Source organism: Hymenobacter endophyticus (genome assembly GCF_032464715.1).
Lineage (GTDB): Bacteria > Bacteroidota > Bacteroidia > Cytophagales > Hymenobacteraceae > Hymenobacter > Hymenobacter endophyticus.
In genome coordinates this window covers 56017-82390 of record NZ_JAWDJT010000016.1, presented here as the reverse complement: position 1 = coordinate 82390, position 26374 = coordinate 56017, and the positions used below count along the sequence as shown (strand labels likewise).

The following is a 26374-nucleotide window of genomic DNA, read 5'->3' as shown; positions in this document are numbered from 1 at the left end:
ATCTTGGCTGTTTTGTGGTTGCTACCCTTTACTACTGCCAACGCTCAGGTACCAAACGACGATATTGCCCGGCGGCTGGTGCTACAGGCAGAGCAGCCAGTAGCCTCCACCACTACCAACTGCACCGTGCAGTGGTCCTGCGTGGATGAGCGCCTAACGGGCAAGTGCATCGAGTATCACAACGACCAGTGGTTTGAGTTTACACCGGCAGCTTCGGGGCAGTACTTCGTGAATATCAGCGGGCAGCAGTGCCGGGATACGCGCGGGGTACAGCTAGTGGTACTCACGGGTACCCCTTGCCAGCCGGCTACTTACCGGATACTGTCGTGCACCTCCCTGGGTAGCCAGGACGACGTGTTTGTGGCGCTGGATGGGTTGCAGGCGGGCCAGCCGTATTTACTGAATGTGGATGGTTACCTGCGCGACTATTGCCGGTTCAACTTGGTTGTGAGTACCAGCGCCCGGGGCCTGCCCGCAGTAGCCCTACTGCCCGCTCCGGCGGCCCCTAGTGCCAGCCGCGTGGTTACGCTGCACTGGTCACTGCCTGATTCCATTGGCTCCGTAGCCCGGTTTCGGGTGTGGCGGCGGGAGGCGGCGGAGTTTCGGGCCAGCAGCCAGGCCGTGGTAGCAGTAGCTCGCAGCACCTATGGCACTGCCGCCCCGCGCTACAGCTGGACCGATACAGTAACCGCGCCCGGGCGCTACCTTTACCAAATCATTGCTGAGTCGGCGGATGAGGAGGCGCCGGTACTGGTACAGCAGCAGTGGTTTAGCCATAGCAAGTTGAATGCTCAGCCCACCCGAGCGCCCGCACAAACCAGCCAGCAGGCACAACAGCAACAGAAGCAGTGGGAAAGACGAGCCGGCCGCATGCGCCGGCACCGGGTTTCTTCTCAAGTACATAAAACAACTCTTGATCAGTCTGGTAGAGTATCTGGCAGACTGATTGACTTTCAACGCAGCAGCACATGTTGAACACCCTTATCGGCGACGCAGGGCACCTGAGTGTCATAGTAGCGTTTGTGGCGGCCACGGTGGCGGCGTATTCCTATTACAAAGCCGGCCAGGGCCGGGCCCTCGGCGACACCGACTCCGGTTGGTTGCGGCTGGGGCGCGGGGCGTTTCTGGTGCATAGCCTGGCGGTGGTTGCCGTTATAGCCTGCCTGTTCGGCATCATTCACGGCCACCGCTACGAGTACTACTACGCCTGGAGCCACAGCAGCAACCACCTGCCGGTGTACTACATGATTTCCTGCTTCTGGGAAGGGCAGGAGGGCTCCTTCCTGCTCTGGATTTTCTGGCACGTGTGCATTGGCCTGGTACTGATGCGCTACGGCCGCCGCTGGGAAGCGCCCGTAATGGCCGTGTTTGCCGGCGTGCAGCTGTTCCTCACCTCCATGATTCTGGGCGTAGTGCTCGGCGACCTGAAAATCGGCTCCTCGCCCTTCATACTGCTGCGCGACTTCATGCCCGACCTGCCGGTGTGGAAAACCAACCCGGGCTTCGTACCCAAGGACGGTACCGGCCTGAACGCCCTGCTCCAGAACTACTGGATGGTGATTCACCCGCCCACGCTATTCTTGGGCTTTGCCCTGACCTTGGTGCCCTTCGCTTACGCCGTTGCCGGCCTCTGGAAGGGTGAGCTGACCAAGTGGACCAAGCCAGCGTTGCGTTGGTCGCTCTGGGGCGGCATGGTGCTGGGCGTGGGCATTGTAATGGGGGCCTACTGGGCCTATGAAACCCTGAATTTCGGCGGCTACTGGAACTGGGACCCGGTGGAAAATGCCGTATACATCCCCTGGCTGGTGCTGGTGGCCTCTTTGCACGGCTTGGTGTTGTGGCAGCGTAGCCGCACAGCTTTGCGCACCAGCTTCGTGCTGGTAATTGCCACCTTCCTGCTGGTGCTCTACGCTACCTTCCTCACCCGCTCGGGCGTGCTGGGTAACGCCTCCGTGCACTCCTTCACCGATTTGGGCCTCTCCGGGCAACTGCTGATTTACCTGGGCGCCTTTGTGGTGCTGGCCATTGGCCTGCTGATATGGCGCTGGAAGCAGATTCCGGTTTCGGAGAAAGAATTAACCACGTATAACGCCGAGCTGTGGGTGTTTGTGGGGGCTACGGTACTGTGTCTGGGTGCTTTCCAGGTACTGTTCACTACCAGTATTCCGGTGTATAACGCCTTTATGGGCTTTATCGGGGTGAAAACCAACGTGGCCCTGCCCGCCGACCAGATTGCCCACTACACCAAATTCCAGCTATGGATGGGCGTGGGTGTGGCCTTCTTCTCGGGCCTGGCCCAGATTATGTGGTGGCAGAAAAACGACAAGTCCAGCCTGTCCAACACGCTCACCGTTCCGGCCATCCTCACCCTCCTCGTTTCGGCCCTCGTGATTCTGCTGGTACAGTACTACGGCCACAAAATGAGCATCACCTACATTGTGCTGCTGACTACGGCTTTGTTTGGGGTGCTGGCCAACGTGAGCATGGTGTTCACGCTACTCAAGCGCAAGGTGAGCCTTTCGGGTGGCGGCATTGCCCACATAGGTATTGCCCTGATGCTGCTGGGCGTGCTGGCCTCGGCCGGGTACTCCAATATCATCAGCCAGAACGTATCGGGCCTGCTGTATTCGCGGGAATTCGACCAGACTACCAACCAGGACAACGTGCTGCTGTGGCGCAACGACCCGGCCCCCATGGGCAAGTACGACGTGCGCTACACCGGCCAGTTCTGGGATGTGGCGGGCGTGCCCGGCTACGTGGATAAGCAGTTGCTCTACCGCACTATGGATGAGTACAAAACCCTGGCCCGTGCCGACATCAAACGCGGCGACAAGGTGTACTACAAAGCCGGGGATACCGTCGAAATCAACCCCGAGAATACCTTCTACCGCGTCGAGTACAAGGACCGCAAAACCGGCGAGGCCTTCACGCTTTACCCCCGGGCGCAGGTGAACGAGGAAATGGGCGGCCTGCTGGCGTCCCCCGACATCAAGAAATTCGCTGACCACGACATCTACTCCCACATCAGCGCCGTGCCGCCCATTGATAAGGAGAAGGACTGGAGTGAGGTGAAAGAGCACGTGCTGAGCGTGGGCGACACCATCTTCCTCAACGACTACTTTGCCGTGTTCCGGGCCGTGGAGCCCGCTCACCAAACGGCCGGCCTGGGCCTGAACAAAGGCGACCTGGCCATTCAGGGCGACTTCCTGGTGTACGGGGAGAAGAAGCAGTACCACGTGCACCCCGTATTTGTAGTGCGCAACCGCCTCATCGGCCGCGTGCCCGATGAGGTGGAGGATCTGGGCCTGCGCCTGAGCTTTCTGAACGTGGACCCGCAGAAAGGCAAGTTCACCTTCGGCGTAAGCACCACCCAGAAGGACTACATCATCCTGAAAGCCGTGGAGAAACCCTTCATCAACCTGCTCTGGAGCGGCACCCTGCTGATGGCCGTGGGCTTCGGTATGGCCATCTACAAGCGCCGCCGCGAAACAGAAGCGGTGGAAGCTGTACCGGCCCCGGAAGCTGCTCCCCGCAAACAGCCGCAAACCAAGCAAGTAGCCTAAGTAAGCTACCTGGCTACAAAACAGCCGCTAACCACAACGACTCCGGTACTTCACCGGAGTCGTTGTGGTTAGCGGCTGTTTTGTAATCTGGGTGTTGAGTAGAGTTGCCTGTGGCCAGTAGTGCAGACGTGTTTCGACTTGAATTGTAAATGGAAGTGGCTAGCGTAACAGGATACCACGCCAAGCCAGCCTAGGGCACTTTCACCACCATAATACACGCTGGCGAGCCAGTGAAGCGGTAAGGATAGCACTATGAACTTACTGTGGTCAGTTTTTCAACAGGGCAGGTGAGTGCCCAGCTGCTACAGTTCTATTACTTAGCCTGTACACTACATTCATTGCCTAACGTGTGGTAAGGGGCTGATAAAAACGGATACTTCACACAGGCACTCCACTAAGTGCCGGGGCCTTGTCAATAAAAAAAGGGCCGCCATTTGGCGGCCCTTTTCCAAAGCTGAGCAGCAAGAAGAATTACTTCTGAATGCTGATGTTGCGTACCATGTACTCGTTGCCGTTGCGCACTTTCACCACGTACATGCCGTTGGCCAAGCCGGACAGATCCAGTTGGTTGGTCATGTTGTCGCGGATGGTGGCCGTGTGCACGCGCTGACCTACCATATTGCTGATTTCAACTTGCAGGCCGTTGCGGGCGTTGGCGTTGCTTACTTCAATGCTCAGCTTACCGGCCGAAGGGTTGGGGAATACGCTGATAGCACGCAGTAGGGCCGCCGAGGAGGAGGTTACCGCCGTGGCCGTTACCGTCACGTCATCCACGTACAGGTTGTACTGGTTGGCGTCGCTGAACACGCGGAAGCCCACGTAATAGGTGCCGGTGGTAGTGGGCGTAATGGGCAGCACTTGGCCGGCAGCTGTACCCGCGGTGGTAGTGGCATACGTGGTGTTCGTGATGCTCTCGTTGCGCCACAGCAGGTTGGTCTGGCCGGCGGGCGTGGTGGCGGTGCCGTATTTTACTTCCAGCTTTTCGGAGGAGTTGTTCACGGCCGCCTTGTACTTGAAGGCTACTTGGTAAGTGAAACCTGCCTGCAGCGTCATGGCAGGTAGGAAGAACCAGTCATCCGCCGCGAAGTTGGGGCTGTAGATGTAGCGCATGTGGTAGGGCGCCGAAGCCGGCGCGCCACCTTGCACGTCCGTGCTGGCGGGCGTCCATGTGCGGGTGTCATTATTTACGTTGGCTACCGTTACACCGCAGGGCAGCAGGGAGGCCGTGCCACTGTCAAAATTCTGCGAGTAGGGGAAAGCCGTAATCTGCGGGGCAACGCATACTGTGGTGAAGCTTACCACTGCGGGGCTCAGGTAGCTGGTTTCCGTGGTACCGCAGGCCGTACGTACGTACACATCGTAGGGCATGCCCGAGGTCAGGCCAGTAATGGTGATGGGGGAGGTAGCACCCGAAACGGTAGTACCGCTGGTGGCCGGGTTGAAACCACGGGGGCCGTACACTACTGTGTAGCCCGTACCATTAGCGTTGGCTGCCGTGAACGTAACAGTAGCGGTAGTAGCCGTAATGTCTGTAACCGCTACGTTGGTAGGCGGCAGGCAAGTTGGTACGGGAGAGAAAGTGGCTTCAACACCCAAACGGGTACGCAAAGCAGTGTTGTTGACTGGTATCCAAGCGCTGCCTGGAGTTTGATAGTAAAAAGTGCCTGTCCGTAACGGGTCTTCTTGTTGGTAGGCTATTCCAACGTTGCCAGCTACTTCCTGAACGCCTAGGTAGAAGTCGCCCGTAATGACAGGAGCGGGTTGGGGAACTGTGAAAGTGACAATACTAGCCGCAGTAGGTCTAGTTTGTATTGGTGAAGTGTATAGCACCGTTCCGGGAGTTCCTCCGGTACCGGAGGCGTCCATCACCAAAAAACGATAGGTAGAAGCAGTGGTGGAAGCTAAGAAATAGGCAGTTATCCGGCTAACAGTGGTGGTCTGCGTGTTTTTGTACTTTGTAGCCAAAATACCGCCGTCAGAACCCACGCCCACACTTCCAGCAAACGCCCGGGTATCATCCACATACGCTACCTGGTCGGCAGTAACCTTTTGGGTGTAGGGGAGGGAGTTGTTCGAGTTTTCGTCGTCGGCCGGTATAGTTACCGTCAGGTTGTTCGTGCCTGTGGCTAGGGTAGTTGGGTAGGCATCAAACGTTACAGCCTGTGTAGTGCCCGGTGCCAGGGTGGCAATAGTTTTGGTACTGGTAAAGGTGTTAGCCCCCGTTACGGTAAGAGTTACCGGCACGTTTGTAAGCGCATTGGAACCGTTATTGGTAACGGCCGCAGCTACAGTGTGAGGCAGGGAGTTTGGTACGGCCAGTTTGCCCAGCGTGTGAATCGTAGCTACCGATGCATCGTTGGCCAGCTGGGGACGGAAGCGGTAGGTACGCCCCACATCTGGAGTGGTGGAGCGGCGGAAGTTGTGCGTGGAGGTGGTGTAAACGCCGGTAATAAACGCCGTGGTCGACCATGCCGCCGCCGAAGAGGTGCGGTTGCCGAGCACCGTCTGGCCAGCGGCGCTGCCTGAGCCCTTAATACCAACCGTGGGGTAGCGGGCAATATCGGTGCCCGTAGTGGCCGCTACGGCAGGGCCGTATACAAACTCAATGTTGTTAGTGGTTTCGTAGAGCTTTACCTGAAAGTTGAAGCTGGCGTACTGCTTGGCGTTTCCGCCCGCTTTGTCGCTCACGTTTTTCCACTGAATGGTCGTCACCCGGTTAGGAGCCGTACCAGTCGTGGACACGCGGTACTCGGTGCCGCCCGTTGCCGAACCGGCTTCTAGGTCGAAGTTGAAGGGGGCAATCAGGTTGACATCCGCCGCACTGGTGCTGGTAATGGGGTCAACTCCGGGAGCCTGACCATTCTCGTAGACGCCGAAAAGGTTAGTTGCTGAAGGAGCTGCCGTGCCCAGCCGGATGATGCCGTTCGTGTTCAGCACAAAATCTGTGAAGGACTGCCCGTTGAACTGAAAGGTAAAGCCCAGCGGCGTGGTGGCCGAGTTATCGTCGTCAGTATTGGCCGTGGTAATGGCAGTGCCCGTGGTGCCCAGGTCGGTGTATGTGCCGGCCACGTTCTGCACCGCCGATGGTGCGTAGCGAACCGGCGTTTGGGCCTGCGCGGCCTGGTAACCGAGGCTCAGCAACCCCAGCAGCGCCAGCTTACGCCAGTGTCGGCCCAAATGCGTTGCTTTGTAAGAGTGTGTCATAGATGCTGCTCAGAAAAGAGGAAAGTGAAAGAAGATGTCGGTCTGAAAGAACGTACTACTTGGCCGCCTGGAATACAATGCGGGTGTTAAGTAACAAGATGTCAAATATTGCGCACAAAACTGATAATATTGACATGAAAAGGCCGTTTGAGTTGAATTTAATGCAGGTATATGGATGCTGAGGCCAATCATCAGCCGGCTTTACCACAACCGCTACAGCTTGTAGTGCTGGGTGCTGGCCGAGTCGCGCAGCACCTTGTACTGGCCCTGGCCGCAGCAGGGCACACGGTAGTCGGTATCTGGAGCCGCACCCCGGCGTCGGCCGCTGCAGTGGCAGCCTCGGTACGCGGCGCGCGGGTGCTGACCAGCCTGCAGACGCTGCCCCCGGCCGATGTGTACCTATTGGCCTTACCCGACGCAGTAGTACCGGATGTGCTGGCCGCTGCCATCTTTCCGGTAGGCGCGCTGGTGGCGCACACGGCCGGAGCCTTGCCGCTGGCTGTATTTGCGGAGCATCCAACTATTCGGGGCGGCGTATTTTATCCGCTTCAAACGTTCAGCGCAGGGCGGGAAATTACCTGGGCAACGGTGCCTCTTTGCCTGGAAGCCGCCGATGATCCGGGGCTGGCCACGCTGTATCAGCTGGCGGGTTCTCTCAGCCAGGATGTGCGGGAGCTAACCTCGGCCCAACGGTTGCAACTGCACCTGGCTGCCGTGTGGGCCAGCAATTTTCCCAACCACCTGCTGGGCATCAGCCACGCGCTGCTGGCCGACGCAGGGCTGCCCTGGGAGCTGCTGCACCCGCTTATCCAGGAAACGGTAGCCAAGGCCCTGAGTCAGCCCCCGTTCACGGCCCAAACCGGCCCCGCCGTCCGCCACGATGCCGGTACGTTACAGCGGCACACCCAGGCCCTGGCCGAGCATCCACAGTGGCAGAGCCTCTACCTTCAGCTCACGGCCAGTATTCAGCAAACAGCTCAGCAGCCTACCCAAAACAATAGGGGCAGTCTGTAGCTTTGATTCGGGAGGCGGCGTGCCTACCTTTGCACCCGCATTTTTGCCTTGCCCCACCTAGCATTCCGCCGTGAAAGCCGTACATATTACCTTTAAGTTTCAGGACGGCCAGCCCGACCAGACGCACATGGCCGCCGAGGGCGAATCGGTGCTGGATGTGGCCCTGAACAACGATATTCAGCTGCAGCACAACTGCGGTGGTGTATGCGGCTGCAGCACCTGCCACGTCTATATTCTGCAGGGTGAAAACGACCTGCCCGAAATTTCGGACAAGGAAGAAGACTTCATTGACCGGGCCGTAAACCCGCGCATTAACTCCCGCCTGGGCTGTCAGTGCGTGGTGCAGGGCAACCAGGACATCGTCGTACAGATTCCGGCCCAGGAGTTCTTGGGACATTAAATATTGAATGTGGTTGAATGTGAGAAATGTGAATAGATGTGCAAATCAGCCATTACACACTGTCCACATTCAGCCACATTTACCACCTTCAACCACCTTCGTCTATATGAACCACTTCGAGCCCCCGATGCAGTGGAGCGACCATGAGGATATTGCCATGGCCCTGTACGAGAAATTTGGCAACGACTTCAACGAGGCTAAAATTTACCGCGTCCGGTTCACGGAACTGTTGGACTGGGTGCTGAGCCTGCCCAATTTCGAAGGCACCCGTGAGCAGTCAACCGAAGGCCACCTGGAGCAGATTCAGGCTAAATGGGTGTACGAGTGGCGCGATAATCAATAGAGCGGGATCAGCCGGAAACCGGGGCCCCAGGAAGTAAATGTGCACAGGCACGCCTTCCTTCACCCTTCCTTTTCCTGCTACCCTTCCTCTTTTACTTTCTTATTTTTCAATTGCTTGGCTTCTTCCCCTGATTTTTCTGCCATCAAGGTATTCATCTTTGATGTGGATGGAGTGCTGACTGATGGTACCCTGTTAGCGCTCAACTCTGGTGAGCAGGCCCGTGCCTTCCATATTCGGGATGGGTACGCTGTGCGCCATGCCATCCGGCAGGGGTACCGGGTAGCCGTTATTTCGGGCCGGGAGGAAGAGGGGGTGCGCAAACGGTTGGAGTCGCTGGATGTGCGCGACATTTACCTGGGCGTGGATGATAAGATGAAAATCTTCAACAGCTACCTCAATACCTACCATTTGGAGCCCAGCAACATTGCCTACATGGGCGACGACATGCCCGACATTGAGGTGATGCGCCGGTGCGCCGTAGCTGCCTGCCCCGCCGATGCTGCCACCGATGTGCGCGCCATCAGTAACTACACGGCTACGCTGCCCGGAGGCCACGGTGCCGTGCGCGAGCTGATTGAACTGGTAATGAAGCAGCACCAAACCTGGTAGCGCCATCGTAGCCTCCGCCATTGAGGTGTCTGCTCAAGTCTTACAGCCCCGGTTGCACCTGATGCGGCCGGGGTTGTGCTTTTCTAAAATCCCTCTATATTTACCCCAACCATCATCAACCTACCTTTTCTTTCTTTTCATGAAAACAGGAACCGTAAAATTCTATAATGAGTCGAAGGGCTACGGCTTCATTACGGAAGACGGCACGAATGAAGATTTCTTCGTCCACGTTACCGGCCTTAACGGGGGCCAGATCCAACAGAATGACCGCGTGGAGTTTGACACGCAGGAAGGCCGCAAAGGCGTTAACGCGGTAAATGTGAAGAAACTGTAAGCCAGCGGCTTACACAAGGTTTTTAGCACAGGTATAAGAAGCCTCTTCCATTTCGGGAGAGGCTTTTTTGCGGGCGCTGTGGTCAGGAAGTGCATCTTTGCAGCGGGGCTGGGTGCCTGGCCCATTTACCCGGTTTTGTATGGCGCGTTTATCCTTTGCTTCTGCTCCCGATGGCTTGGCTGCCGATGCTGGCCACCCAGCACGGGAAGCCGGCAGCTGGCAGCAGCTGGCCCGCCTGATCCGGCTTCCCAACCTGCTGATTATGGCTCTGTGCCTGCTCCTGGTGCGGGCATGCCTGCTGCTGCCGGGAGCACCCTGGCGGCAAATACTGGCGCCGCACTTTGGTATTCTGGTGCTGGCGGCGCTGTGCATTGGGGCGGCTGGCTACATTATCAATGATTACTACGACGTTAAGATTGACGCCATTAACCGGCCGGGGCGGCTGGTAGTGGGCCGCTCCGTAAACCGCCGCCACGCCATGCTGGGGCACCTGCTCCTCTCGGGTATTGGTATCGTAGTGAGTGGGCTCCTATCGCCGTGGCTGGGCCTGGTAAACCTGGGTTCAGCGGTGTTGCTGTGGGGCTACTCAGTACGGTTTAAGCGCGTGGCGCTGGTGGGTAACTTCAGCATTGCCATTCTTACGGCGGCGCTGGTGCTGCTACCCGAGCTGCAAGTGCGCACCGGCCAGCATATGGTGTGGGGCTACGCGCTGGCAGCCTTCCTGCTCACCATGGTGCGCGAAATTGTGAAGGATGTGGAAGATATGCGCGGTGATGCCCAGCACGACTGCCGTACCCTTCCCATTGTGTGGGGAGTGCCGCGCACTAAATGGATAGCCGGTTTTTTTGTGGTGTGCCTGGGCTTAGTGGTTGGCGGAGCGGCTTACCGGGTAGTGGTAGACCAGCAATGGCTGCTAGGAGCGTGGCTGATAGTGCTAGTGCTGGCTCCGCTGTTGTGGCTGGCCTATCACCTGCACCGGGCCGACCGACGCAGGCACTTTGCCAAGCTTAGCGCGGGGTGCAAATGGATAATGCTGGCGGGGGTGCTATCAATGGTGTGGGTGTGAGGGCCCGGTAGAGTATAAACAGGCACAACCGTAGTCCTATCTGTTGCGTTAGGCTACCAATATGCCACCCGGTGCCGCCTTACGGCGCTGCCGACCGGTTGAGCATCGTCCGTTTCCCATCTACCACTCTGACCCCAAGCCATCTAGTATGCGCTTTTTCTACCCGCTGCTGGCGCTAGGTGCGCTGGCTGCCCCCGCCGCTCAGGCGCAGTTGGTTGCCTCTGCCACCCCCGAATCATCCGACCTTTTAGCCTCCGTATCCCCGGTTGCTGTCGAAGACAGCATTTCCGAAGGTGCTCCGCTAGGACTGAACCGGGCCCTGGCCCCTCAGAAAACCGCCAAGCTCAAGCTTACCCCCGACGACCCGGACAAGCCCAGCTTTATTCCCGTACCTATTGCCTTCTACCAGCAGGAAACTGGCTTTGCGGGTGGCGCAGCTATTTTGCCCGTGTGGCGCTTCGGCCAGGATACCACGGTGCGCAAGTCCAATGCCCGCCTCATTGCCTGGATTTCGCAGGAAAAACAGACCACCGTACAGCTCACGCATACCATCTTCACCAAAGAGGAAAAATTCTACTTCTCGGGAGAGTTGAGCTACTATGACCTGGCTTTTAAATACTATGGGCGGGGCAACGATACCCAAAAAGCAGATGAGGTACCTATCCAGTATCCGCTGTGGGTGTTCGATGAAAAAGCTTTGAAGAAGGTACTGCCCAACCTCTTCGTGGGGGTACGCTACCGCCTCACCGACTTGGGCGAAGTAAAGCGTAAAGGTGAGGAAGGCAAGACGGAAACGTATACTCAAATTGACTCAGACCAGCGGAAGGGCTACGTTACTTCCGGTGTGGGTCCGGCCCTGCTTTTTGATAGCCGCGACAATGTGCTGGCTACCTACACAGGTAACTTTGTGGATGCGCACGTGTTGTTTGCCGGCAAGGGCCTAGGCAGCGACTACAACTTCACGCGCTACATGGTGGATGCCCGCCATTTCAGGCCCTTGTTCGGGTCGAACAATACCATTCTGGCCCTGCAGTTCTTGGGGCAGTACCATACGGGCGAGGTTCCGTTCCGGGAATGGGGCGGCATGGGGGCTACGCTGGGCGGCTCGCTCTACAACAACGCCTATCTGATGCGGGGTATTTACGAAGCCCGCTACCGTGACCGTCAGTTCACTACTGCACAGGCTGAAATTCGGCAGAAGCTGTTTTGGCGCATTGATGGAGCCGTGTTTGGTGCGGTTGGTGAGGTTGCCCCTGCCATTGACGAATACACCTTTGATGGGCTGAAGTTTGCGGGTGGGGTTGGGGCCCGGTTCCGCTTCAACCGCCGCGACCGGCTCAACATCCGCCTCGATTATGGGGTAGGCTCCGGCGGCAACTCCGGTATCATCTTCGCCGTGGGCGAAGCATTCTAACCTCTGCTTTACACGGCAGCTAAGTAATAAAACCCCAGGCCAGTAGGTTTGGGGTTTTTACTTTCCGGTATTCTGAATTACCCGGTGTGAGTGCGAAGGTCAACGCTACCCTGTACCGTATACGTATCCAGTGTTCTATGCCATCTGTTTCTCCCCTCCGATTTTATACTGCCTCACCGGCCAGCTTCGCACTGGATTCGCCTTGGAGCCACGCCGCCCCGCCGGCACCAGGGCTACAAGCCAGCGTTATTGTGCCTGCCAAGGATGAAGCCGCAACTATCGAGGCCACTCTTACTGCTTTAGCAGCCCAAACTGACCGGCAGGGCCACCTGTTGCCGCCGCGCAGCTTTGAGGTACTGTTACTGGCTAACAACTGCCAAGACGACACTGCCACTGTTGCCCGCGAATGGGCCCGAAAGCATCCTGCCCTAACGTTGCACGTTGCCGAAATACACCTGCCCTCCGCAGACGCGCACATAGGCCAGGTTAGGCGGCAGCTTATGGATGAGGCCTGCAACCGTCTGGAATTGGCAGGTTGTGAGCAGGGGTTCATTGCCAGCACCGATGCCGATACGCAGGCCAGCCCTACTTGGCTGGCAGCCACGGCTGCGGCCCTGGCTGCTGGTGCCGATGCCGTGGGGGGGCGTATTCTGACTATAGAAGCCCAGCCGAGCGGTCCGGTGCGGCGCTGCCAGCTGCAGGATGCCACGTATCAGCTGTTGCGGACTCAGCTGGAGCAGCTCCTCGACCCCCTTCCCCACGACCCCTGGCCCCGGCACCACCAGCACTTTGGGGCCAGCTTCGCCATTACGGCAGCGGCCTACCGCCGGGTGGGGGGGCTGCCGGTTGTGCCTTACCTGGAAGATGAGGCGCTGTACCAGGCGCTGATAAGGCAAGATTTGCGCGTACGCCACAGCCCAACAGTGCAAGTATTTACCTCTGGGCGGCAGCAGGGCAGAGTAGCGGTGGGCCTATCGTGGCAACTGCGCGAATGGGCTAACTTAGGCGGAGTGGAGCCACTGGTTACGCATCCGGCCGAAATAGCCGCTGAAGTCGGCATTCGGCGGCAGGCGCGTTTGTTGTGGCAAAGCCGAAATGAGCAGCCAGTTACCACCCACCCATTATTGGAGAGCTTGGTGCCCTTGTTGGCTGGCTACACCACTTTTGGGGAGCTGTGGCAGGAGTACCAGCCCCAACTGCGTACTTGCCTGCAGCCGCAGCCTCCTCTCCCTTTGTCAGAAGCCATCCGGGTATTACGGCAGCTAATCGTGCAGGCTACTCCACTGTTGTCCCCACCAGATGTTGCCTAAGACGGATTTACTGGCGCACCAGCACGTCTAGCCGATAGGTGTCGTGACGCTCAGCGTGCACAGGGGCCAGGGGCCCAAGTGGATAAGCTTCCTGCAGAAAAAACTCGTGCACGGCGTCGCCCGTCAGGGGGTAGTCGTGCACGGGGGGCGTCCAGTGCACCAGCAGCAAATGACCACCCGGTAGCAGTGCATGCACAATTTTCTGGCGGGCCAGCTGCAAATCCTCCGGACTCAGGTAATAGCCGACCTCCGACACCACAATCAACTCAAACTGCCCCGCCGGAAAAGCCTGCGGTATCTGTAGCAGCTGAAACTCCACTTGGGGCAAATGGGCGCAGCGTTGGCGGGCTCGTTCCAGCGGCGCTTCGGCCACGTCTACGGCCAAGAGGTGCCCACAGCGGGGAGCAAGCTGCTCAGTTAGTACACCCAAAGAACAGCCTATTTCGAAGGCCGTGGAGTAATGAGCCCGTGGCAGAGCGGCCACCGAAGCGGCGTATTTCTCCCGCTCGTAAGGGCTGGTTTCGAACTGCCACGGGTCCTTGTTGGCTTGGTATACCTCATCGAAGTAGGAGGGAGGCAGCGTGTTGGGTTGTTGCGGGTTCGGTTTCATAGCAGAGCAAAACATTAACTGATGGCTTCCAGATACAGCTCCGTGGGCTGAGCGAAATGAGCCAGCATACTGGGCGCCAGCGTAAATCCGGTCGGGTCGTCGTCGATGGGGGAGCCGGCCAGCTGGGAGCGGTGCGCGGCAATGGCCGCCTGCTTTTGCGGCAGCACAGAGCTAATATCCAGCTGCCAGCCTTGCACTTCGCCGGTCTGCGGTAAATCGGCCGGCTCAGCCCGTTCCCAAGCCCACACCACGTACTCCAATAGCCTGGGCGGATCAGACAGATGCTGTAATGCGGCCTGTACCAACCGGTGAGTGGCGCGATGGTCGGGGTGAGGGTCGCGCCGCCAGGGTACCAGCACGGTAGCTGGTTGGGTTTGCCGTAGAAAGACAGTCAGTTGCTGGACGGCGGTGGCTCCGGCAGGTGCATCCGGAAGAGGCACGGCCCCGTCTGGCAAGTTCAGGCAGTGCAGGGCCTGCGCCGGAACGTGTAACAGGGCCAGCGCCTCGCGTAGCTCCTGCTCCCGCAACGCCTGCCGGGCCGGGGCCGCAAACTTCTGGGAGTTTGGGTGCGACATAGTACCGTCGCTGATGAGCACGCACCAAACCGGCTGGCCGGCCTGGCGCAACAAAGCCATCAGCCCTCCGCAACCCAACGACTCATCATCGGGGTGGGGAGCAATTACCACGGTGGGCCCTAGGCTGGCAGCCGCGGCAGCCGGTAGCACTGGATAAGTAGTGCTTGAAAAAGTAGACATGCCCTTATTACGCAAACTACCTGGCTCCGGCTAACCTGCCCATAGGCGGTAGGCTGGTTGCAGATGCTCCAGCGCGTAGCGGCCGGCATCAGCCAGGGCCGCGTCGGGGGCGGGCTGGCGTAGGTAGTGGGTCAGGTCGCGGTGAAGGCGCTCGAAGGGCTCGGGACGCAACAGGCCTCGGGCACCTACGCACCGCTCCGCCAAGGGCAACAACCGCAGGCAAATGTCTTCCACGGCGGAGCGCATGAGGTTGGCGTGGGCTACCAGGGTTTCGGGACTGGGGTCAGTGCTGACCACCGCCGCCGCTGCGTGCAGCCAATGTTGCCCATTGGCGAGCAGAAAGGCCATTTCGCCGAGGCGTTGGCGCTGGTAGGGGTCGGTGGTACGGCCCAGCTGCTGCAGGAAGCGGCGGGTTTCGTCCACCACGGCCTCGGCCCCGCCCAGCTGCACGGCTGCAAACCGGATGGCACCGCCGCTAAACCAGGGCTGCGCATAATAGTCGCCGGGGTGGCCCAGCAGGCTTTCCTCGCTAATTTCCAGACCCGTAAAATCGGCTATGAAACTAGCGGAGGCGCGCATACCCAGCGGCTGCCAGAACTCGGGCTGATACGTCGGCACCAACTCATCGGCCGCCAGAATCAGCATCTGCCAGCCACCATCGGGCAGAGCGGCCGTGAGGAGAGGGCGGGTAACGGAGCCAGCCCCAGAAGCGAAGGTTTTGCGCCCATGCAGGCGGTAGCGGCCGTTAGCCAACGGCTCCATCTTCACCCCGTCCTGCGCCTCCGTGTTCCAGACGCCGAACAGGTGGCCTTGTTGCACCTCGGCGGCCCAGCGGGCCTGCTGGGTGGCGTTGCCGAGGCGTTGTAGCAGCTGCACGGCATTCACGTGGCCCTCAAACACCCGGCCCACTGCCAGGTTACCCCGGCCAATGTGCCGCAATATGCTCAGCAGCGCCGCCGTATGGGCCGGCTCACTGAGGCCAGCGCCCCCCAGGGCAATGGATAGCGGGGCCGCCAGCAGCCCAGCCGCGCGCAGCCACTCAAATTCTTCAGTAGGGAAACGGCCTTCCTGGTCGGTGTGCGGGGCCTGGGCGAACAGCCGCGGAGCTAGTTCGGCGGCGGCCAGCTCGGCGGCAGCGGGGTCGGGTAAGGTAATAGAGAGGGTAGTAGGGAGGAGCGGGGCGGCCATAGTAAAGCGCATGATAGGCCTTGCTATACGGCAGGCCCGGCGCCGTGGCCACGGCCTGCACCGGATTAGCAGGCCCGGCCGGGAAAGGGTAGTAGTTAATAATTCCGTAACAACGGCCCGCCCGGGGGTGCCTACCTTCGCGCAGCATTTCATCCTTTAAGCCCGTTTGCCATGTCGCAGCCCATTCGTTCCGCCCTCGTTTCCGTGTACTACAAAGACCGGCTGGAGCCGTTGGTGGCACTATTGAAGGAGCACGGCGTAACCATTTACTCCACCGGCGGCACCCAGCAGTTTATTGAGGAGCAGGGCGCCCCGGTAACGGCCGTCGAAAGCCTAACCGGGTTTCCGGCCGTGTTTGGGGGGCGCGTAAAGACCCTGCACCCCACCGTATTCGGCGGTATCCTGCACCGCCGCCACGAGGCCAGCGACCTGCGGGAAGCCGAGCAGCACCAGATTCCGCCCATTGACCTGGTGATTGTGGATTTGTACCCTTTCGAAGAAACCGTGGCGTCGGGTGCGCCGGAGCAGGACGTTATCGAGAAGATTGACATCGGCGGAATTTCTTTGCTGCGGGCCGCTGCCAAGAACTTCCGCGACGTACTGGTGGTGAGCTCCCGTGACCAGTACGCGGCCGTAACCGAGCTGCTGCAAACCAACGGCTGCGCCACCGACCTGGAGGACCGCCGCCACTACGCCGCCGCCGCCTTCGAAGCCACGTCCCACTACGACACCCAGATTTTCCGCTACATGGCCCAGGGTACGGAGCTGAGCGGCGCGGCCCTGAAACTCTCCGAAAAGCCCGCTACGCCGCTGCGGTACGGCGAAAACCCCCACCAGGCCGGCACCTTCTACGGCGACCTGTCGGCCCTGTTCGACCAGCTCCACGGCAAGCAGCTCAGTTATAACAATCTGGTAGATGTGGACGCCGCCGTGCTGCTGATGCAGGAGTTTCAGGCCGCTGGCCCTGCCGCTTGCGCCATTCTTAAGCACACCAACGCCTGCGGGGTAGCCCAGGCCGACACCCTGCACCAAGCCTACCTCAATGCCCTCAGCTGCGACCCGGTTTCGGCCTTCGGGGGCGTGATTATCGTGAACAAGCCCGTGGATGCGGCCACGGCCGAGGAATTGAATAAGCTGTTCTTTGAAGTGCTCATTGCTCCCGAGTTTACCGCCGAAGCCCTGCCCATCCTGCAAAGCAAGAAAAACCGCATCCTGCTCCGCCAGAAACCCGTGCAGTTTCCCGCCAAGCAGGTGAAAACCCTGCTCAACGGTGTAATCGAGCAGGATTTTGATAAAGTTGTGGAGGGAGCCGCTGATTTCCGCACCGTAACCGATTCGGTTCCCACGGCGGAAGAAGTGGCCGCGCTGGAATTTGCCCTCAAAGTATGCAAGCACACCAAGAGCAACACCATCGTGCTGGCCCGGGCCGGGCAGCTGCTGGCCTCGGGTGTGGGCCAGACCTCCCGCGTGGATGCGTTGCGCCAAGCCATCGAGAAAGCTCGCAGCTTCGGCTTCGACCTGCAGGGCGCCGTTATGGCTTCCGATGCCTTCTTCCCCTTCCCCGACTGCGTGGAAATTGCCGGCGAAGCGGGCATTCGGGCCGTGGTGCAGCCCGGCGGCTCCATCAAAGACCAAGACAGCGTGGCAGCCTGCAACCGCCTGGGCATGGCCATGGTGCTCACCGGCGTGCGGCACTTCAAACACTAACCCGGCCTGAGCCAAGAATTATTCTTGACCTGACTACAGCAGAAAACCCCGGCCCTGGCAGCCGGGGTTTTCTACTATACTGCCGTACTGATTTTTGCCTGACGGTGAGCAGGTTTGTGCTTGTGTAGGGGCCGTGGTGCAATGAAATCGGCCGCCGTTCGTTCGGGACGCCGGGCTTGCTCCCGGCCTGGGACATAGCCAGCACCCAACTGCTTCAGATTGATACGCCCGGATGCCGGGCTTCGCTGAAACTTGCTTACTTTTGCCCCACTTTTAACGGGCGCAAGCCGCCCGTTCTCATTCACTTGCCGTTACTCGATGGGTTTCTTCAATTTTCTGACCAGCGACATTGCCATTGACCTGGGCACGGCCAACACGCTCATTATTCACAACGATAAAATCGTGGTGGATGAGCCGAGCATCATCGCAAAAGACCGCACGACCAATAAAGTAATTGCCGTGGGCAGGCAGGCGCAGCAAATGCACGAAAAAACCCACGACAACATTAAAACCATCCGGCCCTTAAAAGACGGCGTAATTGCCGACTTCCACGCCGCGGAGGAGATGATTAAGGGGCTGATCAAGATGATTGACACCCGCACGCGCTTGTTTCAGCCCTCCCACCGCATGGTTATCTGCATTCCGAGCGGCATCACGGAGGTGGAGAAGCGCGCCGTGCGGGACTCCGCCGAGCACGCCGGGGCCAAGGAGGTCTGGATGATTCAGGAGCCGATGGCCGCTGCAATTGGTATCGGTATTGACGTGGAGCAGCCCGTGGGCTCCATGATTATCGACATTGGGGGCGGCACCACCGAAATTGCGGTAATTGCCCTGTCGGGTATCGTCTGCGACCAGTCTATCAAAACGGCCGGCGACGTGTTCAACCAGGATATTCTGGACTACATGCGCCGCCAGCACAACCTGCTCATCGGGGAGCGTTCCGCGGAGCGCATCAAAATTGAGGTAGGCGCGGCCCTGACCGAGCTGGAAGTAACCCCGCCCGATTTTGAGGTGCGCGGCCGTGACCTGATGACCGGCATTCCGAAGGTTATCAAGGTAACCTCCTCCGAAATTGCCATTGCCCTGGATAAATCGGTGGCTAAAATTGAGGAAGCCGTATTGAAGGCGCTGGAAATCAGCCCGCCCGAGCTGTCGGCCGATATTTACGAGAATGGTATTCATCTGACCGGTGGTGGCGCCTTGCTGCGCGGCTTGGATAAGCGCCTGGCAGTTAAAACCAAACTGCCCATTCACATTGCCGAGGACCCGTTGCGCGCCGTAGTGCGCGGCACCGGCGCGGCCATCAAAAACATTCAAGCCTTCCGCAGCGTCCTGCTGACCTAAATGTAGTGGCTGTTAGCTGTTGGCTATTAGCTGTTGGCTTTTCTGTTCAATTTTCCTGAACGAGTGAGCAGCTAACAGCTAATAGCCAACAGCTAACAGCCAATCTGAATGAATAACCTGCTTAACTTTCTGTTTCGCTACCGGGGCATCCTGGTATTTGCGGTGCTGGAAGTGTTGAGCCTGTATCTGCTGGTGCGCAACAGCTCTTATCAGCGGGCCGCTTTCTTCAACTCCTCCAACGCCTATGTGGGGCAGGTGCTGGACTGGCGCAACCAGGTGCAGGATTATTTCCGGCTGATTGACGTGAACCAGGAGCTGATGCACGAAAACGCCCGCCTGCGCCAGCAGCTCTACCCACCTGACCTCAGCCGCCGCCAGGCTGACTCTCTGCCCGTGAGCCCGGACAGCGTGACCCAGGCCCGCCTGGCCCTGCTCGGCCGCCCCGACTCCCTGCTGCTGGGCTTGCGCCAGTTGGCCGCCCAAGACCCGGACTATCCCCTGATTCCGGCCCGGGTAGTAAGCAGCACTCAGCGCCGCGTGGATAACTACCTGACTTTGAACGTGGGCTCAGTGGATGGGGTGAAGAGCGGGATGGGCGTAGTATCGGCCGAGGGCGTGGTGGGCCGGGTGAAAGTTACTTCTGAGCACTACGCCACTATTACCTCCGTGCTGCACTCCAAGTCCACCATTTCGGCCCGTATTCAGCGCGACGGCACTATTGGCACCATTCGCTGGCTGGGCGACGACCCTACGCGTGTGCTGCTGGACAACGTGCCCCGCCAGAACAAGCTGGTGCGCGGCGACACGGTGGTTACCTCCGGGTACAACGCCGTATTTCCGGAGGGCGTGCGCATCGGTACCATTGAGTCGTTTGTGAAGGAGCCCGATAAGAACTTCTGGACGGTGCAGGTGCGGCTGGCCGTGGACTTTTCGCGCCTGACCTACGTGTACCTGGTCACCAGCCGCCCCCGCGCCGAGCGGGACACCGTGGAGGCCCGCGCTGGCATCAAACCCGAAGCTGAGGAAAAACCATGAGAGGGGGGCTACTCGAAATAGTGTTGCAGGCAGGCCGCGCCGTGCTGTATCTGGCGCTGTACGTGCTGCTCATCAGCGGCACCGACTTCGTGCTGTTCGACTTAGGCTGGTGCCTGATTTACCTGGGTTTTCTGTTGTTTTTGCCCATCAACACACCCATTGTGGTGCAGCTGCTGCTGGGATTTCTAACGGGCATCCTGTTGGATACTGTGTTTGATACCGGTGGGGTGCACGCCGCCGCCGCCGTGCTGCTGATGTACGTGCGGCCCTGGGTGCTGCGCCTGCTCACCCCCCGCGACGGGTATGATGCCCAGGACTCGGTGAACATTCACCAGATGGGCTGGCAGTGGATGGTGGTGTACCTGGTTATGCTGGTGGGTATTCATCACGTGGCTTATTTTCTGCTGGAGCTGGGCTCCTTCCGGGTGCCAGGTATTATGCTGGCGAAAATGGTGGTGAGCACCCTCTACACCGGCCTCACGCTCCTGATTATTCAACTGGTGTTCTTCCCCACGCGCCGCCGTAGCCGGTAACAGACGAAAAGCAGGACAGTGAACCAGGGCGCTTACTGTGCTGTTTGCGCTTTTTGAGTAGCTCACATAGTACACTCAGCCATTTGGCTGCTTACCATCTCATCACTTCCTGAAGTATCTTTGTGGTTCCGGTGACGTCACCGAAACTCCTTTCGTCTCAGACTTTTCGCTTTGCAATACCTCGAAGGCCGCAAATACGTTGTTCAGGCAATTTTCCTGACCGTGGCGCTGGTGTTTGCGGCCCGCCTCTTCTACATTCAGGTGCTGGACGGCAGCTACAAGCTGGCCGCCGACCGCAACACGCTCCAGCGCCTTGTGCAGGCGCCTTATCGGGGCCTCATCTACGACCGGAAAGGCCAGATTCTGGTGCAGAATACGCCCGTTTACGACCTGATGGTGACGCCCCGGGAAGTGAAGCAGTTGGATACCCTGCGGTTTTGTGAGCTGCTACAGCTGCCCCTGGAGGAAGTGCGCGAGAGCCTGAAAGCCGCCAAAGCATTCAGTCGCGTAAAGGCCTCCCCGCTGGTGCAAAACCTGAGCACGCCCGAGCTGGCCGCCATTCAGGACAACCTCATCGACTTTCCCGGCTTCAGCGTGAAGGCCCGCATGGCCCGCTCCTACAACACCCACAGCATGGCCCACGCCCTGGGCTACGTGGGCAGCATCACGCCGGCCTTCCTGGAAAAGCCCCGCTACGCCAAGTACCAGCCCGGCGAGTTTCTGGGCATTACGGGCCTGGAATCCTACTACGAAGACCAGCTGATGGGCCGGCGCGGGGTGCAGTACCGCATGGTGAACGTGCGCGGCATTGAGAAGGGCGCGTTCCGGGGCGGGGAGTTCGATACGCTGTCGGTGGCCGGGCAGGATTTGCACCTCAGCCTCGACTCGGAGCTGCAGGAGTACGCCGAGAAGCTGATGGCCGGCAAGCGGGGTTCCGTCGTGGCTCTGGACCCTAAAACCGGCGAAATTCTGACGTTTGTATCGGCCCCCATGTTTGACCCGGCTACGCTCTCGGGCAAGGGCATGGGCAACCGCTACATGGAATTGCTCAATAACCCCGAGCGGCCCCTGTTCAACCGCCCGCTCATGGCCACCTACCCGCCCGGCTCCACCTTCAAGCTGGTGAATGAGCTGGTGGCCCTCCAAATGGGCGTGGTTTCGCCCCAGACGCCGTTTGCCTGCAACTGGAAGCTGGTGCGCTGCACCCACCGCCACGAGTACCCCGCCAACGTGGGCATTGCCATCAAAAACAGCTGCAACCCCTATTTCTACCAGGTGATGCGCGCGGCCGTGATGCGCGGGCGCTCCACCAACCGCTTCGAGGATGCCCGCCTGGGGCTGGCCGAGTGGCGGCGGCAGGTGATGAAGTTCGGGCTGGGTGAGAAGCTGGGCGTGGATATGTCGCAGGAAAAGAAGGGCCTGATTCCCTCCTCCGACTTCTACGACAAGCGCAACGGCTTTCACCGCTGGAACTTCCGCACGGTGTACTCGCTCAGCATTGGGCAGGGCGAGGTGGGCATTACCGGCCTGCAGATGGCCAATGTAATGGCCACTATTGCCAACCGGGGGTGGTACATCACGCCCCACTTTGTGAAGAGTGTGGGCCAGGGCGGGCCGTTGCCGCAGTTCCGTGAGAAACACACGGTGGGCGTCGACCCAGTGCATTTTGACGCCATTATTCCCGGGATGCAGGGGGTGGTAGATGGGCGCGGCGGTACCGGCAGCAACGCCAGCCTACTGGACGTGGGCATTTCGGTAGCCGGCAAAACCGGGACTGTGCAAAACCCCCACGGCGACGACCACGCCACCTTTGCCGCCTTCGCCCCGGCCGAAGACCCTAAAATTGCCATTGTCGTGTTCATTGAAAACGCCGGCTTTGGCGGCAGCTCCGCCGCACCGTTGGCCTCCCTGGTCATGGAGAAATACCTGCGCGGCAAAGTGGCCCCCTGGCGGCACCGCTGGGAGGAGTGGCTGCCCGGCCCCGCCGAACGATTCATCACCCGTCGTCACTGAGTTTCCTTGTCATCCGGAGCCTGTGAAGCACCTCCGCAGTTGCGGTAAGGTCCTTCGCAGGCTCCGGGTGACAGCATCTATTTCATATGTCAACTTCACCAGCCAGATATTCACGCAGCATCGACTGGGTAACGGTGCTCATTTACCTGCTGATGGTGGGCGTGGGCTGGCTGAACGTGTACGCGGCCAGCTACTCGCCCGATGCGCCCGATAATCCGCTTAGCAGCCTGAGCTTTCAGGCGCTGATGGCCTACGATTGGTTTAAGCAAATTCTGTGGGTGGGCACGGCCGTGGTGTTGATAGTGGTGCTGTTGGTTATCAACTACAAAGCCTACGATACGTTTGCATTTGCCCTCTACGGAGGCATGATTGTGCTGCTCATCATTACGCCATTTATTGCCCGGCCTATTGGAGGGTCTCGCTCCTGGCTGGAGCTGGGCCCCATGCGCCTGCAGCCGGCCGAGTTTGCCAAATTCATTACGGCGCTGGCCGCCTCGCGCTATATGGCCAGCATCAACCTGCGCCAGCAAAACTTTCGCGACCAGCTGGTGCTGGCCGGCATCACGCTGCTGCCCCCGCTGCTGATTCTGGCGGCCAACGAAACGGGTCAGGCGCTGGTATTTGCGGCTTTTCTGCTGGCGTATTTTCGGGAGGGTATGTCGCCCCTGATTCTGGTCATTCTGGCGGCGGGCGGCGTCATTCTCATCCTGGCGCTGCTAGTGCCCAAGCTCTGGTTGATTGGGGCCTTTACCCTTGTTTTGGCTGGGGCCTTCGCCTTCAACTCCAAACTCTGGCGCCACCATTTGCCTTTGTCGCTGGGTGTGTGGGCGGTGGTGATTGGGATGGTGTTCGGGGTAGACTTCTTTTTTAACAGTATGCTGCAGCCTCACCAGCGCAAGCGGATTGAGGTACTCATCAACCCCTCAGCCGACCCTTTGGGCGTGGGCTGGAACGTCACGCAGTCGAAAATAGCCATTGGCTCAGGTGGGCTGGCTGGCAAGGGCTTTCTGCAGGGTACCCAAACCAAATTTGATTTCGTACCCGCCCAGAGTACCGACTTTATTTTTTGCACGGTGGGCGAGGAGTGGGGCTGGCTGGGTACCATGGTCACCATCATCCTGTTCATGACTTTGCTGGGCCGCGTGGTGTACGTGGCGGAGCGGCAGAAATCGGTATTTGGGCGCACCTACGGCTACTGCGTGGCCAGCATCATCTTCTTCCACTTTTGCGTGAACATCGGCATGACCATTGGCCTGGCTCCGGTAGTGGGTATTCCGCTGCCATTCTTCAGCTACGGCGGCTCCTCGCTCTGGTCGTTTACCACGCTATTGTTCATTCTGCTGGCCATTGATGCCTACCGCAAACAGGATTTGGAGCGGTACTAGGCCCAAAACCGTCAAGCGGCAGTATGCGGAAGTTCCTCTGGGGGCAGTATGCTACCGGTTGCTTTCCTTTCTTTGCGGCCATGAGAGCTGACCAGCATCTACTACGGCCGCAACCTGGGCGAATTCCCCGGTGGGTGCTGGCGGGGCTTGTAGCCCTGCATGTACTGGCGCTGGGGTGGCAGCTGCACACACGCCAGCCGTTTTTTCCCGACTCTGACCGGTACGTGCAAGCGGCTCGCAACCTGCGGGATGCTGGCCTGCTGTACGCGCTGCCCCTGCATGAAGAGCCCTTGCAACTGCAGGAATATACGATTCGGCCGCCGGGCTACCCGGTGTTTTTGCTGCTCACGGGCGGGGCTGGAACTGCCTTTCCGGGGCTAACGCTACTGTTACAGAACGCGCTGAGCCTACTGAATCTGTGGCTGACCCTGCGGTGGCTGGCCCGCAGTACGGGTGGGTTGCACCCCTGGCAGTGGGGCGCGGTGCTGCTGCTGGCAGTACTGGCCCCGGCTCAATTTATCTATGCCAATGTGCTGATGAGCGAAACATTGCTGCAAACGGCCGTGGTGGTGCTCTGGCTCAGTATAACCAAGCTGCTAGCCGGGCAGTGGCAACGCAGGACGCTAAGTAGAACTGCAGTGGCAGCAGCACTTGCCTTGCTGATAAAACCGGTTTTCTGGCCATTCGCCGCTGTTTTTCTGGGCATAGGAGTGGTACTAGGGTGGCGGCGGCGCCGGATAAGCTTGGTAGCCATATCGGTTCTGCCGCTGCTGGCGGCCAGCCTCTGGATGGCGCGCAACCAACGGCAAACCGGCTACTTTCATTTTTCCAGCATTTCCGAAATTAACCTGTTGCGCTACAACGCACGCGGAGTGCTCCAAGCTGCGCAAGGGTCGGCTGCCGCCGAGCAGTTTGTACGAGCCACCTTAGCTGCCGCTGAGCGCCAGCCAGGCTTTGCGGCCCAGCAGCAGTACGTGCAGCAGCACGCGTTGGCGGTACTGGTGCAACACCCGGGTACGCTTGTGGGGCAGGAGCTTCGGGGCGTGCTCACCTTCTTTCTCGACCCCGGCCGGTTTGATGTAGTGCACTTCCTGCGCCTCCCACAAACGGCTGGCAGCGGCTTGCTACAGCTCCTGAACCAGCGCAGCTACGCGGTGGCCCTGGGTTACTTGCAAAGCCTGCCCCTGGGGCTGCTAGCAGGTTTGCTGCTCCTGTTAAGCGCCAATGTGGCGCGCCTGTTTCTGGTGCTGAAGTTCAGTTTCAACTCCCGTTATCCGTGGGCAGTGCGCCTGGGGCTAGTGAGCTTGGTGCTGTATGTGGCGCTGCTGACGGGGCCGCTGGGAGCCGCCCGCTTCACGGTACCTGTGTTGCCCCTGCTGCTGGCCGCGGCCGGTGCCGGACTTACTCGGGGGCAGCCATCGGGCCCGGCTGAGCAGAGCCCGACCGGGTTAGCCAGCTGAAAAGCGGGTCGCGCGTCAGAATAAGCGCGCAGGCAACAGCAAACAGCGGTGCGGCCAAGTAGCCCATGCGGCCCAGGTCGCCGGAGAGCAGCATATGTACGGCTACTACTGCCAGCAGCCACCCTGCCTGCCCGCCCAGTACCGTCAGCCAGAGCTGCCGGGCAGCGGTACTGCGTAGTCCCAGCAAGGGCAGCAGGCTGAAGAAGCCGAAAATGCTGAACAACTCTCCCAAGCCTTTCACCGATACTAGCCGCCGCAATGAGTAGGTCAGGTTTTCAATGTGAGCCAGCGCATTCTGCACGCTTTCAACCGGTGGGGCTCCCAGGCGGGTGTCTATCCAGGTGCGCACGGCCAGCGCCAGGGCCCCGCCCACTGCCAGCCAGGCCAGCTGCGCCGGCCAGCCCAGGGCACGCCGCCCGTACACCAGCAGCCACGGCACCAAAAAAAACGCCGACTCCTTGGCTTGCGGCCCTAGCAGATACACTGCAATAAGAGCCGCTGCTGAGCCGCCGCGCACCCCGTACAGCGCCAAGGCAACTACCAGCAGATACAAACTGTCTACCAGCGGCAGCCCGGCCGTATACACGGCCCAGCGGCTCACCAACACGGCCGCTACTGCCAATGCCGCCGCTAGTGGTACTGCCCCGTACAATAAGCAGGTCCGGAATACTACCAGACCTACCCCCGCCATCAACAGGCAGTTCACCCCGTAAAAGGCCAGCCGCAGGGGCCATTCCGTGCTGGGGCGCTGGGGCCACACGTGGGCGTACACTTGCTCCAGCGGCCAGGCCAGGGCGGCGGCGGCGGCCGGCACCAATACCCGGTAACGACGCGTAATATTTACCCCCTCAAACTTGCCCCGCGCCAGGCTCAGGTAGCTGCGCGTGTCCAGGGAGTGGGAGAAATCATAGTGCAGGTACATGGTGTAGGCCGGGCCCGCCACCAACCCCAGGGCCAGCAGATACACCAGTAGCCACCGGGGCCAGCGTAAGGAAAAAGCGGTAGACATACGCCGCAAAATAGCCCGTAAAACAATGCCGCCGACTGAGGGGCTACATCAGTCGGCGGCAGAAGAGAAGCGTACGGA

Annotated in this window: 22 protein-coding genes; 17 read left to right on the top strand and 5 right to left on the bottom strand. The window is 59.6% G+C overall.

Translation table 11 applies throughout. The annotated features are described in order from the left end of the window. Positions 1-12: 12 nt before the first annotated feature. Positions 13-975, top strand: coding sequence for a hypothetical protein (locus tag ROI90_RS19585; protein ID WP_315999977.1), 963 nt, complete (start codon positions 13-15; stop codon positions 973-975). After that, complete coding sequence (ccsA, locus tag ROI90_RS19580; RefSeq protein WP_315999976.1) at positions 969-3563, top strand: cytochrome c biogenesis protein CcsA; 2595 nt, start codon at positions 969-971, stop codon at positions 3561-3563. The genes ROI90_RS19585 and ccsA overlap by 7 nt, the downstream gene beginning before the upstream one ends. Positions 3564-4034: 471 nt before the next feature. Here ccsA and ROI90_RS19575 read toward each other — a convergent pair whose 3' ends face one another. Then, positions 4035-6767, bottom strand: coding sequence for a T9SS type A sorting domain-containing protein (locus ROI90_RS19575; protein ID WP_315999975.1), 2733 nt, complete (start codon positions 6765-6767; stop codon positions 4035-4037). A gap of 171 nt (positions 6768-6938) precedes the next feature. On the opposite strand from ROI90_RS19575, the gene ROI90_RS19570 reads away from it, so the two are divergent. The 8 genes from ROI90_RS19570 (at position 6939) to ROI90_RS19535 (ending at position 13257) form a co-directional block, all read left to right on the top strand. Then, positions 6939-7781 (top strand): Rossmann-like and DUF2520 domain-containing protein, encoded by an 843-nt coding sequence (locus ROI90_RS19570; RefSeq protein ID WP_315999974.1) that lies wholly within the window; start codon positions 6939-6941, stop codon positions 7779-7781. Positions 7782-7851: 70 nt separating this feature from the next. Continuing rightward, positions 7852-8181 (top strand): 2Fe-2S iron-sulfur cluster-binding protein, encoded by a 330-nt coding sequence (locus ROI90_RS19565; protein ID WP_315999973.1) that lies wholly within the window; start codon positions 7852-7854, stop codon positions 8179-8181. A gap of 106 nt (positions 8182-8287) precedes the next feature. Next, positions 8288-8524 carry a Fe-S cluster assembly protein IscX gene (gene iscX, locus ROI90_RS19560; protein ID WP_315999972.1) on the top strand — a complete coding sequence of 79 codons (237 nt, stop codon included), beginning with the start codon at positions 8288-8290 and terminating at the stop codon, positions 8522-8524. Between the two features lie 114 nt (positions 8525-8638). After that, positions 8639-9133 carry a KdsC family phosphatase gene (locus ROI90_RS19555; protein WP_315999971.1) on the top strand — a complete coding sequence of 165 codons (495 nt, stop codon included), beginning with the start codon at positions 8639-8641 and terminating at the stop codon, positions 9131-9133. Between the two features lie 139 nt (positions 9134-9272). Then, a complete protein-coding gene (locus tag ROI90_RS19550) occupies positions 9273-9467 on the top strand; it encodes a cold-shock protein (protein ID WP_315999970.1) in 195 nt (64 codons plus the stop codon). Between the two features lie 139 nt (positions 9468-9606). Then, positions 9607-10533, top strand: a complete 927-nt coding sequence (locus ROI90_RS19545) for a geranylgeranylglycerol-phosphate geranylgeranyltransferase (protein WP_315999969.1) — start codon at positions 9607-9609, stop codon at positions 10531-10533. A 148-nt stretch (positions 10534-10681) separates the two neighbouring features. Next, a complete protein-coding gene (locus ROI90_RS19540; RefSeq protein WP_315999968.1) occupies positions 10682-11947 on the top strand; it encodes a BamA/TamA family outer membrane protein in 1266 nt (421 codons plus the stop codon). Positions 11948-12084: 137 nt separating this feature from the next. Further along, positions 12085-13257 (top strand): glycosyltransferase, encoded by a 1173-nt coding sequence (locus tag ROI90_RS19535; protein WP_315999967.1) that lies wholly within the window; start codon positions 12085-12087, stop codon positions 13255-13257. Between the two features lie 7 nt (positions 13258-13264). Here the strand turns inward: ROI90_RS19535 and ROI90_RS19530 are convergent, their stop codons facing one another. Genes ROI90_RS19530 through ROI90_RS19520 form a run of 3 tightly spaced genes read right to left on the bottom strand, consistent with a single transcriptional unit; the run spans position 13265 to position 15810 of the window. Further along, complete coding sequence (locus ROI90_RS19530) at positions 13265-13867, bottom strand: SAM-dependent methyltransferase (RefSeq protein ID WP_315999966.1); 603 nt, start codon at positions 13865-13867, stop codon at positions 13265-13267. Between the two features lie 14 nt (positions 13868-13881). Next, positions 13882-14622, bottom strand: coding sequence for a PIG-L deacetylase family protein (locus ROI90_RS19525; protein ID WP_315999965.1), 741 nt, complete (start codon positions 14620-14622; stop codon positions 13882-13884). Positions 14623-14652: 30 nt separating this feature from the next. Continuing rightward, the gene (locus ROI90_RS19520; RefSeq protein ID WP_315999964.1) at positions 14653-15810 is read right to left on the bottom strand and encodes an acyl-CoA dehydrogenase family protein; all 1158 of its coding nucleotides are present in this window, start codon (positions 15808-15810) and stop codon (positions 14653-14655) included. Positions 15811-15981: 171 nt separating this feature from the next. Here ROI90_RS19520 and purH point away from each other — a divergent pair, with 171 nt between their 5' ends. The 7 genes from purH to ROI90_RS19485 all read left to right on the top strand — a co-directional run bounded on the left by purH (position 15982) and on the right by ROI90_RS19485 (position 25287). After that, on the top strand, positions 15982-17517 hold the full coding sequence (gene purH / locus ROI90_RS19515; protein ID WP_315999963.1) for a bifunctional phosphoribosylaminoimidazolecarboxamide formyltransferase/IMP cyclohydrolase: 1536 nt from the start codon (positions 15982-15984) through the stop codon (positions 17515-17517). Positions 17518-17835: 318 nt separating this feature from the next. After that, positions 17836-18861: a rod shape-determining protein gene (locus ROI90_RS19510; RefSeq protein WP_315999962.1), complete on the top strand. Its 1026-nt coding sequence runs from the start codon at positions 17836-17838 to the stop codon at positions 18859-18861. Positions 18862-18969: 108 nt separating this feature from the next. Then, entirely contained in the window at positions 18970-19896 is a 927-nt protein-coding gene (gene mreC / locus ROI90_RS19505; RefSeq protein WP_315999961.1) for a rod shape-determining protein MreC, read from the top strand. After that, complete coding sequence (locus tag ROI90_RS19500) at positions 19893-20429, top strand: hypothetical protein (RefSeq protein WP_315999960.1); 537 nt, start codon at positions 19893-19895, stop codon at positions 20427-20429. Before mreC ends, ROI90_RS19500 begins: the two co-directional genes overlap by 4 nt. A 171-nt stretch (positions 20430-20600) precedes the next feature. Beyond that, entirely contained in the window at positions 20601-22442 is a 1842-nt protein-coding gene (gene mrdA, locus ROI90_RS19495) for a penicillin-binding protein 2 (RefSeq protein ID WP_315999959.1), read from the top strand. An 86-nt stretch (positions 22443-22528) separates the two neighbouring features. Further along, positions 22529-23827: a rod shape-determining protein RodA gene (rodA, locus tag ROI90_RS19490; RefSeq protein WP_315999958.1), complete on the top strand. Its 1299-nt coding sequence runs from the start codon at positions 22529-22531 to the stop codon at positions 23825-23827. Positions 23828-23907: 80 nt separating this feature from the next. Continuing rightward, the gene (locus tag ROI90_RS19485; protein ID WP_315999957.1) at positions 23908-25287 is read left to right on the top strand and encodes a hypothetical protein; all 1380 of its coding nucleotides are present in this window, start codon (positions 23908-23910) and stop codon (positions 25285-25287) included. Here ROI90_RS19485 and ROI90_RS19480 read toward each other — a convergent pair. Beyond that, positions 25229-26296, bottom strand: coding sequence for a hypothetical protein (locus ROI90_RS19480; protein WP_315999956.1), 1068 nt, complete (start codon positions 26294-26296; stop codon positions 25229-25231). The two genes, ROI90_RS19485 and ROI90_RS19480, sit on opposite strands and share 59 nt — an antisense overlap. Positions 26297-26374: the final 78 nt, after the last annotated feature.

Bases quoted from the DNA above. Each gene is read 5' to 3' on its own strand.
- ROI90_RS19535 (WP_315999967.1), top strand. From the start codon at position 12,085: ATGCCATCTGTTTCTCCCCTCCGATTTTATACTGCCTCACCGGCCAGC.
- ROI90_RS19520 (WP_315999964.1), bottom strand. From the start codon at position 15,810: ATGGCCGCCCCGCTCCTCCCTACTACCCTCTCTATTACCTTACCCGAC.
- ROI90_RS19550 (WP_315999970.1), top strand. From the start codon at position 9,273: ATGAAAACAGGAACCGTAAAATTCTATAATGAGTCGAAGGGCTACGGC.
- purH (WP_315999963.1), top strand. From the start codon at position 15,982: ATGTCGCAGCCCATTCGTTCCGCCCTCGTTTCCGTGTACTACAAAGAC.
- ROI90_RS19480 (WP_315999956.1), bottom strand. From the start codon at position 26,296: ATGTCTACCGCTTTTTCCTTACGCTGGCCCCGGTGGCTACTGGTGTAT.
- ROI90_RS19500 (WP_315999960.1), top strand. From the start codon at position 19,893: ATGAGAGGGGGGCTACTCGAAATAGTGTTGCAGGCAGGCCGCGCCGTG.
- mreC (WP_315999961.1), top strand. From the start codon at position 18,970: ATGAATAACCTGCTTAACTTTCTGTTTCGCTACCGGGGCATCCTGGTA.
- ROI90_RS19485 (WP_315999957.1), top strand. From the start codon at position 23,908: ATGAGAGCTGACCAGCATCTACTACGGCCGCAACCTGGGCGAATTCCC.
- ROI90_RS19530 (WP_315999966.1), bottom strand. From the start codon at position 13,867: ATGAAACCGAACCCGCAACAACCCAACACGCTGCCTCCCTCCTACTTC.
- ROI90_RS19540 (WP_315999968.1), top strand. From the start codon at position 10,682: ATGCGCTTTTTCTACCCGCTGCTGGCGCTAGGTGCGCTGGCTGCCCCC.
- iscX (WP_315999972.1), top strand. From the start codon at position 8,288: ATGAACCACTTCGAGCCCCCGATGCAGTGGAGCGACCATGAGGATATT.
- ROI90_RS19570 (WP_315999974.1), top strand. From the start codon at position 6,939: ATGGATGCTGAGGCCAATCATCAGCCGGCTTTACCACAACCGCTACAG.
- ccsA (WP_315999976.1), top strand. From the start codon at position 969: ATGTTGAACACCCTTATCGGCGACGCAGGGCACCTGAGTGTCATAGTA.
- ROI90_RS19545 (WP_315999969.1), top strand. From the start codon at position 9,607: ATGGCGCGTTTATCCTTTGCTTCTGCTCCCGATGGCTTGGCTGCCGAT.
- rodA (WP_315999958.1), top strand. From the start codon at position 22,529: ATGTCAACTTCACCAGCCAGATATTCACGCAGCATCGACTGGGTAACG.
- ROI90_RS19525 (WP_315999965.1), bottom strand. From the start codon at position 14,622: ATGTCTACTTTTTCAAGCACTACTTATCCAGTGCTACCGGCTGCCGCG.
- ROI90_RS19510 (WP_315999962.1), top strand. From the start codon at position 17,836: ATGGGTTTCTTCAATTTTCTGACCAGCGACATTGCCATTGACCTGGGC.
- ROI90_RS19575 (WP_315999975.1), bottom strand. From the start codon at position 6,767: ATGACACACTCTTACAAAGCAACGCATTTGGGCCGACACTGGCGTAAG.